Source organism: Thioclava sp. DLFJ4-1 (genome assembly GCF_002020145.1).
Classification (GTDB): domain Bacteria; phylum Pseudomonadota; class Alphaproteobacteria; order Rhodobacterales; family Rhodobacteraceae; genus Thioclava; species Thioclava sediminum.
On the sequence record NZ_MPZT01000005.1, the window covers coordinates 364,119 to 378,683 of the forward strand.

The following is a 14,565-nucleotide window of genomic DNA, read 5'->3' on the forward strand; positions in this document are numbered from 1 at the left end:
TCGCTGAATCGGCGGGAAATCGCGCTTTTCGATGCATGGATGGGCGATGTTATGCGAGAATCGCATGGCTCGACCCTGTCCGTCCGATGGGCCTCGCATACCCTCTTGCAGTTTTTCTGGGCATGTGGCTATGCAAAATGCAGCACGGTGGTTTTTCTCCGTGCGAAGCGACTGTAATCGCAGGGAAACAGATGCCTAATCCCCGCACTGTGCAAGTGCCCCAATTCTCCCGCCGACAGCTCCTCGCCGCCGGTTCCGCTTTTGGCGCGTTCGCCGCCGCGGGAGGCTGGCCCGGTCATGCGCTCGCGCAAGACAGCGCCGCCCCGGCCGAACCCGCTACCGCTCCCACCCCGCCCCCCGCCGCACCGCAGCAATCGCCGTTTTCTTTCGACGATCTCGCGGCACGGATGCAGAAGGCCGCGAAGGGAGACGCCGTCCCGCCCGAGACCAGCTCGGCCGATTTCCTGAGCAAGCTGGATTACGACAGCTACCGGATGATCCGCTTCGACCCGGACAAGTCGCGCTTCGAGAATATCGAAGACACGCGCTTCGAGTTGCAGGCCTTCCATCTGGGCTGGCTTTTCAAAGAGCCGGTGCATCTCTCCAGCGTCGAGAACGGGCAAGCGAGCCCGATGAACTTCTCGACCGACGATTTCATCTACCAGAGCAAAGCGCGCAAGATCGTCCCCGAACATGCCGATCTGCCGGGCATCGCGGGCTTCCGGCTGAACACGCCGCTCAACCGCCCCGATGTCATGGACGAGTTGATCGCGTTTCAGGGCGCGTCCTACTTCCGCGCGCTCGGCCGGGGTTCGGCCTATGGCCTGTCGGCCCGCGGGCTTGCCGTGAACACCGGCGTCTCCGTCGCCGAAGAATTCCCGCGCTTCACCCAGTTCTGGGTCGAGACGCCGACCTCGGGCGCGACCTCGATCACCGTCTTCGCCGAGATGCACTCCGCCTCGCTGACGGGGGCCTACAAATTCGTCATCACCCCGGGCGAGGCGACCTCGGTCGACGTGACCGCGCGGCTCTTCATCCGCGAGGACATCCAGCAGCTCGGTGTCGCGCCGCTGACTTCGATGTTCCTTTACGGGCCGCGCAACCGGCATAATTTCGACGATTACCGCCCGCGCGTGCATGACAGCGACGGGCTCGCGATCGAGCAGGCCGATGGCGACAAGCTGTGGCGACCGCTGCAGAACCCCAACAAGCTCGCCTCCTCCTATTTCGCCGAGAGTGCGCCGCAGAGTTTCGGCCTCTATCAGCGCGAGCGCGAATTCGATCATTATCAGGACGCCTCGGCCCGCTACGAGCGCCGCCCCTCGGTCCGCGTGACGCCGCAGGGCGACTGGGGCAAGGGCATGGTGCGGCTGGTCGAGATCCCCTCGAAACTCGAGGTGAACGACAATATCGTCGCCTTCTGGGTGCCCGAAGCTCCGGCAAAAGCAGGCGATGCGCTGGAATTCGCCTATCGGCTGGAATGGGGCGATCTGCCCCCCGATCCGAGCGATCAGCGCGCCTATGTGGACCAGACATGGGCCGGGACCGGCGGTGTCTCGGGCGTCGAAAACACCAAGGGCACCCGGAAATTCGTCATTGATTTCAAGGGCGGAGAGATTTCGCGCCTGCCGGCTTCGGCCGTCGACGAAATCAAACCGGTCACCCACGCGAACAAGGGCAAGATCGAAACGCAGACCCTTTCGAAGGTCGAACAGGACAATGTCTGGCGTCTCGTTCTGGATATTTCCGCCGATGGCGACGCGCCCGTGGAACTCTCTGCCACTCTTGCTGGTTTTGGACGGAACCTCTCCGAGACCTGGCTCTACCAGTGGACCAAAACATGATTTCACATTTGACGCTGCCGGAAGTGCCGGCGCTGACCGACCAGCCGCGCGCCCAGCGCCGGCTGTCGCCCGAAGACCTCGTTGCCGGCCCCGCCGCACTGCCGGTGGCCCCGATGGCCATGCCTGCTCAACAGATCGAACCCGATCTTCGGCTGAGTACCCGGCTCGCCCGGATGCTGACCCGGCGCCCGGTCGGGGAAGGCACCTGACATGTCCGCGCTCGCGCGTCCTCGCGGCGCATTGCTGATCGGCCTGCGCGCTCTGGCGCTCGGGCTCGCTGCGCTTGCGGGTATCGGCGCCTTCGTTCTGTTCATTCAGTTCGGTCAGGCCGACGGCTTGCAGACGCTCGACGTGGTGCGCGCGCTTCTGATCCTGATCTCGACGCTCTGGCTCGCATGGGGCGCGGTGCAGGCGCTGATCGGGTTGACCTCGCGCGCCGAGCCGCCGCCGCGGGTGGACCCGCATGCGCGCATTCAGGGCCGCACGGTCGTGCTGGTGCCGGTCTATAACGAAGACCCGGTCTCCACCTTCTCGCGCGTGGCCGCGATGGATGCCTCGCTCGCCGCGACCGGCGACGACGCGGAAGTGCATTTCGCGATCCTCTCGGACACCCGCAAGGATGACATCGCCCAGCGCGAGGTTCAGGTCTTCGCCCATCTCGTGGAAGAGCGCGACGCGCTTGGCCGGTTCTTCTATCGCCGCCGCACCAACAACGTCGGCAAGAAGGCCGGGAATATCGAGGATTTCATCACCCGCTCCGGCGCGGCCTATGATTTCGCGCTGATCCTCGATGCCGACAGCCTGATGGAAGGCGAGACGGTCCTGCAGATGATCCGCCGGATCGAGGCCGAGCCGCGTCTCGGCCTGTTGCAGACCCTGCCGAAAGTGGTGCGGGGGCGCTCGCGCTTCGCCCGTGCTATGCAATTCTCCGCCAGCTTCTTCTCCCCCGTCTTCGCGCGCGGCCTTGCGATGCTGCAGGGCAGGACCGGCCCGTTCTGGGGCCACAACGCCATCGTCCGGACCCGCGCCTTCGCCGAAAGCTGCGGCCTGCCCGCGTTGAAGGGGCAACCGCCCTTCGGCGGGCATGTGATGAGCCATGACTATGTCGAGGCAGCACTTCTGGCGCGCAACGGCTGGCTCGTGCGGCTCGACGACGATCTGGAAGGCTCCTTCGAGGAAGGCCCCGAGAATATCGTCGATCATGCCAAGCGCGACCGCCGCTGGTGTCAGGGCAACCTGCAACATGCGCGCATCATCGGCGCGCCGGGGCTGCGCGGCTGGTCGCGGTTCGTCTTTGCGCAGGGCATCATGGCCTATATCGCGCCGCTGTTCTGGCTGGGCTTTCTCGTGGCCTCGGTAGCGGCGCCTTTGTTCGTGCCACCGCCGGATTACTTCCCCGAGCCTTACTGGCCCTTCCCCTATTTCCCGCCGTCGGAAGCCTCGAAAGCGATCGGCCTCGCCATCGGCATCTTCGGGCTTCTGCTGGTGCCGAAACTGCTGATCGCAGGGCGCGCCGCGATGAACGGCACAGCGCGCGGCTTCGGCGGCGGCAACCTCGCCTTCGCCTCGACGCTGGGCGAGCTGCTGTTCTCCTCGCTCACCGCTCCGGTGCTGCTGGCCTTCGCCACGCGCTCGGTCTTTCAGGTGCTGTTCGGCGCGGATGGCGGCTGGCCCACCAATAACCGCGGCGACGGGCGGCTGAGCGTGGCCGACGGGTTCACCGCGGCATGGTGGATCGTGGCGATCGGTGCTGCGGGCCTTGCCGTCACGTGGTGGCTCGCGCCGGGTCTGCTGTTCTGGCTGCTGCCGGTGGGTCTGCCGATGATCGCAGCGCCTTGGTTGATCTCGTGGTCGTCACAGCCGTCGCGCTCGCAGCTGATGCTGGTGCCTAGCGAGATCGAGACGCCCCGCATCCTGCGTCTGCACGATGCGATCTTCACCCGCTGGGAAAACGCTTTCCCGGCCCCCGAGGGCGACCGCGCCGGTTTCGCGGACGCCCCTCACCGGAGCCCCGCACATGCGTAACATCGCGCTGATGAAACCCGGGCGCGACCTGCGGATCGACCTGTTCCGCGGCCTCGCGCTGGTGATGATCTATATCGATCACATCCCGGGCAATCTTTACGAGCATTTCACCTCCCGCAATCTGGGCTTCTCGGATGCGGCGGAGGGCTTCGTCTTCATGTCCGGCCTTGCCGCCGCGCTGGCTTACGGTCCAGCGCTGGCGAAGGGACTGAGCTGGGAAGGCACCTCGCGACTTTGGGGCCGGGCGTGGCTTCTCTATCTTGTGCATATCCTGACCGCCGTCTGGGCGATCGCGATCGTCTCCGCCGCCGTGCAGTTCTGGGGCAACGAGGCGATGCTGTCCAAGAACGCGATGAAAATCTATGGCACCGACCCGTTCGGCTTCCTGATCGGGATCGCGACGCTGGGCCACCAGCTGGGCTATGTGAACATCCTGCCGATGTATATGGCGCTCCTGTTGATGGCACCCGCGCTGATCCGGATCGGTCAGCGCAGCAAACTGGCATTGCTGGCGACCTCGGTCGGGCTTTGGGTGGCGACGGGGCTGTTCCGGCTGAACCTGCCGAACTACCCGATGGAGGGCGGCTGGTTCTTCAACCCGCTGGCGTGGCAACTGGTGTTCAGCCTCGGCATCCTGACCGGGCTGTCGCTGCGCCAAGGCAAGCGGCTCGTGCCGGTGAAAGGCTGGATCATCGCCCTCGCGGCGGGCTGGCTGGCGCTGACCTTCGTCTGGATCCACAACGGCTGGATGCTGAAGAATTTCGGCCACGCGGTCTGGCAGTTGCGCCAATGGAACGTGCCCTTCTTCATCGCGGGCTTCGACAAGACCTTCGTGTCGCTGCCGCGCCTGTCGCACCTGCTGGCGCTCGCCTACATCCTGTCGCTGCCGGGGATCATCCCGCGCATCGCCGAGGCGCGCGTGTTGGAGCCGATCCGGATGCTGGGGCGCCACTCGCTGCCGATCTTCGCACTCGGCACGGTGCTGGCAATCGCGGGCCAGACAGTGAAGCAGGTTCATCCGGGCGGGTTCTGGCAGGATACGCTGCTGATCTTCGGCGGGCTGGCGCTGCATTTCGCCTTCGCCTACGGGCGCGACAATTTCGGCGCGAAGGCCGTCGCGCGACGCCGGAAGGCGCGCGAAGAGGTCGACCCCGCGCCGGCCCCCGTGCGGCTGCACGCAGCCGAATAGCTCAGCTCTGGGATCAGCTCAGGATCAGACCGTCCGAACGGGCCGCCTGTTCCTTGATCGCCTTCACGGCGGCCTGAACCTTCGGCGTGCGGTGCAGATCGACATGGGTCACCAGCCACAGGTTGGTGTCCCAGGTCTCATAAGGCTTCACCACCTCTTCGAGCGTCGGATCGGCACGGCCCATCGGCACGGTCAGGAAGCCCAAGCCAAGCCCCGCCTTGATCGCATCGACCTGGCTCTCATGCTCGTTCGCCCGGAACACGACCTGCTCGTCGGGCACATTGTCGCGCAGCCAGCGATAGAACGGCGCGCGGCTGTCGCGGTTGTCGTTCGAGACGAAGCGATGCTTGGCGAGCTCTTCCTTGGAGCGCGGGATCCCGAAGCGCTCGACATAGGCGTGGCTCGCGTAGAGCGCGTTCTGCATCCGGCCCAACGACTGCACCACGTTGTCGGGCTCGGTCGGGCGGTTGCCGGCGCGGATCGCGACATGCGCCTCGCCATATTCCAGCCGGAACACGCGCTGATCGGTGAGATAGCGCAGCCGCAGCCCGGAATATTCGCCCAACAGCTTTTCCATCGCGGGCAGGACAAGCACCGAAACCGCGGTCAGCGACGTCACGATCAATTCGCCCGTGACTTCGTCGCCCGCGCCTGCGATCCGGGCGGCGAGTTGGCTGAACTGGTCCTCGGTCGCCTGCCCCACGGAGAGCAATTGCTGCCCCGCTTCGGTCGGCGTGTAGCCACGCGGATGGCGCTGGAACAGCTTGGTGCCCAGCTTGTCTTCCAGTGCGTCGACATGGCGGATCACCGTGGCGTGGTGAACGCCCAAAACCTCTGCCGCCCCCGAGACGGTACCGATGCGCGCCACGTGGAAAGCGGTGCGGATTTCATCCCAACTGTCAAAGCTCATGCTGTGCATCCGTGAACATAATCTGCTCGATCATGCCCGTTGCGTTCTGGATTGCAAGAGACAAGTAAGGCGCAGACCGAAATTCACGACCCCACATCGAACACGTTTTACGGAGTCCTCCCCATGACCAAGACCCTTCGTATCGACAGCTCCATCAAGGGCGACGCGTCGATCTCCAAACGCCTCACCGACAAGATCGTCGAGCGGCTCGGCGGCGACGTCACCACCCGCGACGCGACCGCCATCCCCACCATCGACGGAGCATGGATCGGCGCAGCCTACACCCCCGCCGACCAGCGCAGCGACGAACAGAAAGAGCTGCTCGCCCTGTCCGACGAGCTGATCGCAGAAGTGAAAGCCGCCGACACGATCGTCATCGGTTGCGGCGTCTACAACTTCGGCGTCACCGGCCCGCTCAAGCACTGGATCGATATGATCTGCCGCGTGGGCGAGACCTTCCGCTACACCGAGGCAGGCCCCGAGGGCCTCGCCGGTCCGAAGCGCGTTGTCATCGCCTACTCCTCGGGCGGCGTGCCGCAGGGCTCCGCCTTCGATTTCGCGACGCCCTACATCAAGCAGATTCTCGGCTTCATCGGCATCACCGACGTGACCGTGGTGGCCGCCGAGGGCGTGAACCTCGACGAGGCTGCGGCGGTCGCCAAGGCCGAAGAGCAGATCATCCACCTCGCGGCCTGATCCGCTCAAGCCTGCAAAGACGTTCCCTACCTCCCCCGACTGGCCCCGTGGTTGACTCCGCGGGGCCTTTGTCATAGTTCACGCGAGATTTCCCCGGAGGACGAATCCCTCCGGTCCCGGCATGAGGTCGGGATCGCCACCAGTCAGCGCGTTGCGCCCACTGGTGCGCTTGTCGTTTGTCCCGGCCCCAATCACAGGAGGGTGGCCCATGTTCGAAAGTCTATCAGAGCGCCTAGGTGGCGTCTTCGACCGGCTGACCAAACAAGGTGCGCTTTCCGCCGATGACGTGAAAACGGCCATGCGCGAAGTGCGCGTCGCGCTACTCGAAGCCGACGTTTCGCTGCCGGTCGCCCGCCAGTTCATCAAATCGGTCGAGGGCAAGGCCACCGGTGCCGCTGTCACCAAATCGGTCACGCCGGGCCAGCAGGTCGTCAAGATCGTCCATGACGAGCTGATCAAGATGCTCGCGGGCGAAGAGGCCGCCGATGCGCTGAAGATCGACAACCCGCCCGCGCCGATCCTGATGGTCGGTCTGCAGGGCTCGGGTAAGACCACCACCACCGCCAAGCTCGCCAAGCGTCTCAAGGACCGCGAAGGCAAGCGCGTGCTGATGGCCTCGCTCGACACCAACCGTCCGGCGGCAATGGAGCAGCTGCAGATCCTCGGCACCCAGATCGGCGTCGACACGCTGCCGATCGTGAAGGGCGAAAGCGCCGTGCAGATCGCCAAGCGCGCGAAGCAGCAGGCGACGCTGGGCGGCTATGACGTCTACATGCTCGACACCGCGGGCCGTCTGCATATCGACGAAGTGCTGATGGACGAGGTTCAGGCGGTGCGCGACGTCGCGAACCCGCGTGAGACGCTCCTCGTCGTCGATGGCCTGACCGGTCAAGACGCGGTCAACGTCGCGACCGAGTTCGACGAGAAGGTCGGCGTCTCGGGCGTCGTGCTGACCCGGATGGACGGCGACGGTCGCGGCGGTGCGGCGCTCTCGATGCGCGCGGTCACCGGCAAGCCGATCCGCTTCGTGGGTCTGGGCGAGAAGATGGACGCGCTCGAGACCTTCGAGGCCGAGCGTATCGCGGGCCGCATCCTCGGCATGGGCGATATCGTCGCCCTCGTGGAGCGCGCGCAGGAGACGCTGGAACAGGAACAGGCGGAGCGCATGGCCAAGCGCTTCCAGAAGGGCCTGTTCAACATGAACGACATGAAGAACCAGCTCGATCAGATGATCAAGATGGGCGGGATGCAGGGCGTCATGGGGATGATGCCGGGCATGTCGAAATACGCCAAGCAGGCCGAAGATGCCGGCCTGAACGACAAGACGATCACGCACCAGATCGCGCTCATCAACTCGATGACCAAGAAAGAGCGCGCCAACCCGCAGATCCTTCAGGCAAGCCGCAAGAAGCGCATCGCGGCGGGCGCAGGTCTTGAGGTGTCCGACCTCAACAAGCTGCTGAAGATGCACCGTCAGATGTCCGACTCGATGAAGAAGATGGCCAAGATGGGCAAGGGCGGCATGATGAAACAGGCGATGAAGATGATGGGCGGCAAAGGCGGCGGCGCGCCGGATCTGGCCAACATGGATCCCGCCGAGGTCGAAGCCGCCGCCAAGGCGATGGGCGGCAAGATGCCCAAGGGCGGCATGCCCGGTCTGGGCGGCGCGCTGCCGCCGGGCCTGTCGGGTTTCGGCAAGAAGAAGTGACCCGATGACCGTCGCGCTCTCCCCCCCCCCTGTTCTCGAGACCGAGCGTCTCGTGCTCCGCGCCCCGAAGGCTGCGGACTGGGAAGCATGGCGCGATTTCTACATGTCCGAGCGCAGCCACTGGTTCCGCCCGGTGAAAGAGCCGACCCCGGAAGCCGCATGGCGCAGTTTTGCTGCGATCACCGGCCATTGGGTTCTGCGCGGCTGGGGCATGTTCGTGATGACCGAGCGCGGCTCGGATCAGGGTTTCGGGGCGCTTGGCCCCTGGATGCCCGAGAGCTGGCCCGAGGCCGAGATCGCCTGGTCGGTCTGGTCGCAAGACGCCGAGGGCAAGGGCTACGTGGCCGAGGCTGCGCGCGCGGTGATCGCCCATGCGTTCCGCGACCTGAAATGGTCCACCGCGGTCAGCTACATCGACCCGAACAACACCCGTTCGACCGCGCTGGCCGAGCGTCTGGGCGCACGCCCCGACCCGCAGGCCGCCTATCCCGGGGAGCCGCCGATCGTCGTCTGGCGCCACCCCGCACCGAAGGAGGCCGCCGCATGAGCGATGCAACCACCCGTGCCGCTGAGTTGCTGAAAGAGCATCGCGACAGCATCGACCGGCTCGATGCGGTGATGATCTACACGCTGGCCGAACGCTTCGCCCAGACGCAGGCCGTCGGCAAGCTCAAGGCAGAGCACGACCTTCCGCCCTCCGATCCCGATCGGGAGGCCAAGCAGATCGCCCGGCTCGAAAAGCTGGCGAGCGATTCCGGGCTCGACCCGGAATTCGCGAAGAAGTTCCTCAATTTCGTGATTTCGGAAGTGATCCGGCATCACGAGAAATTCCAGAAATGACGGGCCATCCGGCCCATCACCAGCCATCCAAAGGAGACAACTGACATGGCTATGAAAATCCGCCTCGCTCGTGGGGGTTCCAAGAAGCGTCCGTTCTATTCGATCGTCGCAACCGACTCGCGCATGCCGCGTGACGGCCGCTTCCTCGAGAAGCTGGGCACCTACAACCCGCTGCTGCCGAAAGACAGCGAAGACCGCGTGAAGATGAACATCGAGCGCGTGAAGTACTGGCTCGACCAAGGCGCGCAGCCGACCGATCGCATCGCGCGCTTCCTCGAAGCCGCTGGCGAGCGCAGCAAGCCGACCCGCGCCAACATGAAGAAAGCCGTTCCGGGCAAGAAAGCCCAGGAGCGCGCCGAGCAGCGTGCCGCCAAGGCCGCCGAGGCGAACGCCGCTGAAGAAGCACCCGCCGAAGAATAATCGGCAGCTATGGATGGCTGGCGGGCCGGGCGCGATATGTGCCCGGCCCCTGCCCCATCCGATCTAGCACAGAGGATCGCATCATGACCCAACCCGAACGCGTCTGCGTGGGTGCCATCGCCGGAGCTTTCGGCGTGCAGGGCGAAGTGCGCCTCAAGAGTTTCTGCGCCGAACCCGAGGATATCGTGGGCTACGCCCCGCTTTATACCGAAGACGGCGCGCGCCAGTTCGACGTGACGCTGACGCGGGGCCTGAAGAACGGTCTTGGCGCACGGCTGTCGGGCGTGGCCACGAAGGAAGAGGCCGATGCGCTGCGCGGAGTGACCCTTTGGGCCGACCGCGACAAGCTGCCCTCGCTTCCTGACGACGAATTCTATCATGCCGACCTGATCGGACTGACGGTCGTGGATACCGGCGGCACCAAGATCGGCACCGTGCGCGCGGTCCACAATCACGGCGCGGGCGACATTCTCGAGATCTACGCGCCCGGGCGCAAACAGGCGCTGCTGCTGCCCTTCACCAAGGCCATCGTGCCGACCGTGGACCTCGCCGCGCAGCGTATCGTCGCCGACCCGCCCGAGGATCTGTAATCGGATGCGCGTGATCGTCCATCCGGGCTTTCACAAGACCGGAACCTCCACGATCCAGACCGGACTGCGCGAAGTCAGCGCCCATCTGCCAGATTGGGCGATTGCGCTCCGCGAAGATATTCCCGACGCAGCCGCCGCAGCCCGCGCCTTTTCACTGACCCGCGACCCGTTCGAATTGGGGCTCTATCAGGCCGCGCTGGCCAGTTGGGCCGACGCCCTCTCCGAAGACACCACGCAGGCCGTGATCTCGATCGAAGGGCTCGCAGGCCATATGCCGGGCCGCGATGGCGTGCTGGACTATTCCGCGACGCCCGCCCTGATGGGCGCGCTGGCCGAGGTATTCCGCGCGAAATACGAAGACGCGCTGGAGTTGCAGCTCTTCTTGACCACCCGCGAAAAGACCGCGTGGATCGAGAGCCTGCATTGGCAGCATGTGCGCAGCGGCATGTTGACAGACACGCTCGACAGCTTCCGCACCCGGCTGTCGGGCTTCGACCTCGCCCCCGTTCTGCGCGAGATCGTGAGCACTGTGGACCCCGCCCCGGTGACATGGGTGATGCTCGACGAAGCCCGCGACAATCCCCACGGCCCGCTGACGCCGCTCCTCGATCTGATGGGCGTGCCGCCCGAGGCGCGCGCGTCGCTCGGAGCCGGGGTCACGGCCAATGCACGCCCGCGGAGGGTGGACCGGGCGGCGCTCGCCGACCAACTCGCCGCAATCAACGCTGAAGGGTTGCCGCGCGAGGCTACAAAAGAGAAAAAGCGCGCCATATTGCGAGCCGCATGGCGCGAAGAGGCAGAGGCGAAATCCGATGAGTGACGACAAACCCAAGCTCGCAACCAAGTCGCATGGCCGCCTGACGATCTCGCCGACGCGCAAGCCCAGCTCGTTGATGGACGAGCCGCCGCGGCTCAAAGGCGCATGGACTGCGAAGATCGTCACGCTCTTCCCCGAAGCCTTCCCCGGCACGCTGGGCCTGAGCCTTCTGGGCCGCGCCCGCGATCTGGGCCTCTGGGCGCTGGAGACGATCGACCTGCGCCCCTTCGGCATCGGCAAACACCGCAATGTGGACGACACGCCCGCCGGCGGCGGCGCGGGCATGGTGCTGCGCGCCGATGTGGTGGGTGAGGCGCTCAAGCAGGCCGCTCACGGCACGCCGGATGACCGCGCCCGCTGGCCGGTCGTCTATCTCTCGCCGCGCGGCAAGCCGCTGACGCAGGAGATGGCGCGCCGCTTCGCCGAGGCCGACGGCATGACGCTTCTCTGCGGGCGGTTCGAGGGCGTGGACGAGCGCGTGCTGGAACATTTCGGCGTCGAGGAAGTCTCGATCGGCGATTTCGTCCTGACGGGTGGCGAGGTGGCCGCGCAAGTGCTGATCGACGCCACCGTGCGTCTGCTGCCGGGCGCGCTCGGCAATGCCGAGAGCGCGGTCGAGGAAAGCCATTCCAGCGGGCTGCTGGAGCATCCCCAATACACCCGCCCCGCCGAATGGGAAGGCCGCACCATCCCCGAGGTCCTGACCTCGGGAAACCACAAGAAGATCGAAGAGTGGCGCCGCGAGATGAGCGAAAAGCTCACGCAGGAACGGCGACCGGATCTGTGGGAGAAGCGTGGGGAGTGAGGGCCAGTTGAAGCCCAAGGTGCACCTAGAAGCCTCGCACCCCTTGGCTCAACACTTTGAATCTATACCTAAATACAGACATTATCGGTCCGGCTTTGTGTAATCCGAAGTGTAGATTTTTTCCCGATTTCCTGACATTTCAACTCCGCCGCCTCTGGCGTCATTAGATCACCGGTGGCTGTCGAGCCTATTATCACAGGGCCAGAGTTCAGGGATGGCGTACAACCGACCGCTGCGATTGGTAGCACGCATACAAGCAAGATAAGTCCTTTTGGTTGCACTGTATGTTCCTCCCGGCTTCTGTTTGCTTTCCAATCAGATTTTCGCAGGCGCCTAGGTCCGTCGAACCTCAGGTTCCCAAACGATACCAGATGTTCGCCTCGTCCGCATAGCGAACCTCGCCACCCCCACTTCCCCCTTGATCCGTTACCCATTTCCCCGTAATACGCGCGGGTCCGGACCGGAATCGGCCCTCGGACCCTTTTGCTGTTGCCCGGCGGAGCCTTCTTCGGTCCGCGTCACGGCACCGGCGAAGGGCGCAAAAAGCGAAAGACGACCTGAAATCTCCCGCGGGCGCGACCCTGAAAAGGCGACCGGACCCGATGAAGACGCGGAGCTCTGAGGCGGCGAAACCTTCACGGGACAAACCGTGAGCATGTGAAAGGACGTTGCGATGAACCTGATCGCACAGCTCGAGGCGGAACAAATCGCCGAGCTCAACAAGACCATCCCGGATTTCAAAGCCGGTGACACCATTCGCGTCGGCTACAAAGTGACCGAAGGCACCCGTTCGCGCGTGCAGGCCTATGAAGGCGTCTGCATCTCGCGCAAGGGCGGCGACACGCTGGCGGCTTCGTTCACCGTGCGCAAGATCTCCTTCGGCGAAGGCGTGGAGCGTGTGTTCCCGCTGTATTCGACCAACATCGACTCGATCGAAGTGGTCCGCCGTGGCCGCGTGCGTCGCGCCAAGCTGTACTACCTGCGCGCTCGTCGCGGTAAGTCGGCTCGTATCGCCGAAGACACCCATTACAAGCCCAAAGCTGCGAAATAAGGAGCGGGACGATGAAAGCCGAAACCCATCCGGACTACCACACGATCACCGTCAAGATGACCGACGGGACCGAGTATCAGACCCGCTCGACCTGGGGCTCCGAGGGCGACACCCTCACCCTCGACATCGACCCGACCTCGCACCCGGCGTGGAACGGTGGTTCGTCGCGCCTCATGGACACCGGTGGTCGCGTGTCGAAGTTCAAGAACAAGTATGCCGGCCTCGGCTTCTAAGCCTGAGCTGCATGACTGTTACGGAAATGGGCGCCTCGCGGGCGCCCTTTTTCATGCGCGTCCCTTTCGCTCATAGCGGGGAGGCTCACCGCCCCCCGCGATAGACCTTGCGCAGTTCCGGCACGGCGATGACGATCAGCAGCGCCGCCGCCAGCGCGAAGATCATCGGGCCGATGCGCTCATATCCCAGCACGCCTGCGATGCCGCCCGCGAAGAAGGAACACAGCGTCGCGACATGCAGAAGGAGCCGCGATCGCAGCACCTGTCTGGTCTCCGCATCGCGCGCGCCCGGCAAAAGCGCCGCAAGCTCAAGCCCCAGATCGGTCGCGATGCCGGACACATGGCTCGTGCGCACCCGCCCGTCCGAGATTTTCGTGCTCGCCGCGTTCTGCAGCCCCATCAGGAAGCTGAGCCCGATCATCATCAGATGCTCGCTCATCGCCGCGGCCCAGACCATGTCCAGGATCGTCAGCACGATCAGAAGTCCGGCCTCCAGCAGGATCGACAGCGCGTAGATCCCGTGCAGCCGCCGGCGCTGCCCGACATCGATCAGCACCCCGGAGGCGAAGGCTCCGAAGACGAAGGCCAGAAGCAGCAGCAGGAACCAGATCGCCGTGCCGAACCGCCCGAGCGCGAGCAGGTCGGTCGCGGTCGAGACATTCCCGGTCATGTTGGCAGAGAAATAGCCAAGCGCCCGGAACCCGGCCGCATTCACCGCACCCGCGACCAGCGCCAGCCAGATCGCCAGCGCGAGGTCGATCGAAACGCTCCGATCGTCTCCGGCATGTATCAGCACCGCTTGCCCCCTACGCTCACTCCGTCTCGCCCCGACTATCGACGCCACCCGCGCAAAAGCAAGCCTTGGAGGCGTGGCGCAATGCGCCTCGTCTCGTGATTTGCCCCCGAAAGGCCCCGCTTCCACAGTCACGCGCGATTTCAGACAATTGATAGGAGCCGCCCGTGAGAACCCGAAACGCCACGCCCGCAGACGCCGCAGCCTTGGCCGACGTGCTCGAAGAGCTAGTGAACTCGGGCCAGCGCAGCAAAGCCAGCGACGCGGAATTCGTGCGGTCGCATTATCTGGCGCATCCCGACCTCATCCGCTGCGCGATCTGTGAGGACCGCGACGGCCAGGCCCTCGGCCTCCAGTCGCTCAAACATGCGCGCGCGGGCAATCCCTACGGCACACCGGAAGGCTGGGGCATCATCGGCACACATGTACGCCCCTCGGCCGCGCGGCGCGGTGTCGGGCGCAGATTGTGGGCGTGGAGCCTGAGCGCGGCACGCGGCGCAGGCCTTGTGAAGATCGAAGCCTATATCGGCGCAGAGAACGCTGCTGCGCTTGCCTATTACGGCCAAGCGGGCTTCGAGACATGGCGCGAAACCGACGACGCAATCGGCAAGGTCTACACGCTCGACTGATCGCAAAGCCGCAAG

The 14,565-nt window shown here is 65.0% G+C and carries 17 protein-coding genes; 15 read left to right on the top strand and 2 right to left on the bottom strand.

What is annotated here, in order from left to right; genetic code table 11:
- The first annotated feature begins 215 nt into the window (after positions 1–215).
- The 4 genes from BMI85_RS17160 to BMI85_RS17175 are packed head-to-tail and all read left to right on the top strand — an operon-like array spanning position 216 to position 5,058.
- Positions 216–1,844, top strand: coding sequence for a glucan biosynthesis protein (locus tag BMI85_RS17160; protein WP_348638983.1), 1,629 nt, complete (start codon positions 216–218; stop codon positions 1,842–1,844).
- Positions 1,841–2,053 carry a hypothetical protein gene (locus tag BMI85_RS17165; RefSeq protein ID WP_078540302.1) on the top strand — a complete coding sequence of 71 codons (213 nt, stop codon included), beginning with the start codon at positions 1,841–1,843 and terminating at the stop codon, positions 2,051–2,053. The genes BMI85_RS17160 and BMI85_RS17165 overlap by 4 nt, the downstream gene beginning before the upstream one ends.
- A 1-nt stretch (position 2,054) precedes the next feature.
- Entirely contained in the window at positions 2,055–3,869 is a 1,815-nt protein-coding gene (gene mdoH / locus BMI85_RS17170; protein WP_078602136.1) for a glucans biosynthesis glucosyltransferase MdoH, read from the top strand.
- Positions 3,862–5,058, top strand: a complete 1,197-nt coding sequence (locus BMI85_RS17175; RefSeq protein ID WP_168174810.1) for an OpgC domain-containing protein — start codon at positions 3,862–3,864, stop codon at positions 5,056–5,058. Before mdoH ends, BMI85_RS17175 begins: the two co-directional genes overlap by 8 nt.
- 13 nt (positions 5,059–5,071) lie before the next feature.
- On the opposite strand, the gene BMI85_RS17180 is transcribed toward BMI85_RS17175, so the two are convergent.
- Complete coding sequence (locus BMI85_RS17180; protein ID WP_078522028.1) at positions 5,072–5,968, bottom strand: LysR family transcriptional regulator; 897 nt, start codon at positions 5,966–5,968, stop codon at positions 5,072–5,074.
- 123 nt (positions 5,969–6,091) lie between these two features.
- Between BMI85_RS17180 and BMI85_RS17185 the strand changes: the two genes are divergently transcribed.
- The 10 genes from BMI85_RS17185 (at position 6,092) to rpmE (ending at position 13,128) form a co-directional block, all read left to right on the top strand.
- The gene (locus BMI85_RS17185; RefSeq protein WP_078602138.1) at positions 6,092–6,664 is read left to right on the top strand and encodes an NAD(P)H-dependent oxidoreductase; all 573 of its coding nucleotides are present in this window, start codon (positions 6,092–6,094) and stop codon (positions 6,662–6,664) included.
- A 208-nt stretch (positions 6,665–6,872) separates the two neighbouring features.
- Positions 6,873–8,372 (top strand): signal recognition particle protein, encoded by a 1,500-nt coding sequence (gene ffh, locus BMI85_RS17190; RefSeq protein ID WP_078522030.1) that lies wholly within the window; start codon positions 6,873–6,875, stop codon positions 8,370–8,372.
- Positions 8,373–8,376: 4 nt separating this feature from the next.
- Positions 8,377–8,919 (top strand): GNAT family N-acetyltransferase, encoded by a 543-nt coding sequence (locus BMI85_RS17195; RefSeq protein WP_078602139.1) that lies wholly within the window; start codon positions 8,377–8,379, stop codon positions 8,917–8,919.
- Complete coding sequence (locus BMI85_RS17200) at positions 8,916–9,212, top strand: chorismate mutase (protein WP_078522032.1); 297 nt, start codon at positions 8,916–8,918, stop codon at positions 9,210–9,212. The genes BMI85_RS17195 and BMI85_RS17200 overlap by 4 nt, the downstream gene beginning before the upstream one ends.
- Positions 9,213–9,257: 45 nt before the next feature.
- A complete protein-coding gene (rpsP, locus tag BMI85_RS17205) occupies positions 9,258–9,632 on the top strand; it encodes a 30S ribosomal protein S16 (RefSeq protein WP_078540310.1) in 375 nt (124 codons plus the stop codon).
- A gap of 83 nt (positions 9,633–9,715) precedes the next feature.
- Entirely contained in the window at positions 9,716–10,222 is a 507-nt protein-coding gene (gene rimM, locus BMI85_RS17210) for a ribosome maturation factor RimM (RefSeq protein ID WP_078602140.1), read from the top strand.
- Positions 10,223–10,226: 4 nt separating this feature from the next.
- Positions 10,227–11,042 carry a hypothetical protein gene (locus tag BMI85_RS17215; RefSeq protein WP_078602141.1) on the top strand — a complete coding sequence of 272 codons (816 nt, stop codon included), beginning with the start codon at positions 10,227–10,229 and terminating at the stop codon, positions 11,040–11,042.
- The gene (gene trmD, locus BMI85_RS17220; RefSeq protein ID WP_078602142.1) at positions 11,035–11,844 is read left to right on the top strand and encodes a tRNA (guanosine(37)-N1)-methyltransferase TrmD; all 810 of its coding nucleotides are present in this window, start codon (positions 11,035–11,037) and stop codon (positions 11,842–11,844) included. The genes BMI85_RS17215 and trmD overlap by 8 nt, the downstream gene beginning before the upstream one ends.
- A 673-nt stretch (positions 11,845–12,517) precedes the next feature.
- Positions 12,518–12,895 carry a 50S ribosomal protein L19 gene (gene rplS, locus BMI85_RS17225; RefSeq protein ID WP_075775806.1) on the top strand — a complete coding sequence of 126 codons (378 nt, stop codon included), beginning with the start codon at positions 12,518–12,520 and terminating at the stop codon, positions 12,893–12,895.
- 11 nt (positions 12,896–12,906) lie between these two features.
- Positions 12,907–13,128, top strand: coding sequence for a 50S ribosomal protein L31 (gene rpmE / locus BMI85_RS17230; RefSeq protein ID WP_078522037.1), 222 nt, complete (start codon positions 12,907–12,909; stop codon positions 13,126–13,128).
- A gap of 85 nt (positions 13,129–13,213) precedes the next feature.
- On the opposite strand, the gene BMI85_RS17235 is transcribed toward rpmE, so the two are convergent.
- Positions 13,214–13,924, bottom strand: a complete 711-nt coding sequence (locus tag BMI85_RS17235; protein ID WP_078602143.1) for a YoaK family protein — start codon at positions 13,922–13,924, stop codon at positions 13,214–13,216.
- Between the two features lie 164 nt (positions 13,925–14,088).
- Between BMI85_RS17235 and BMI85_RS17240 the strand changes: the two genes are divergently transcribed.
- Positions 14,089–14,550 (top strand): GNAT family N-acetyltransferase, encoded by a 462-nt coding sequence (locus BMI85_RS17240; RefSeq protein ID WP_078602144.1) that lies wholly within the window; start codon positions 14,089–14,091, stop codon positions 14,548–14,550.
- Positions 14,551–14,565: the final 15 nt, after the last annotated feature.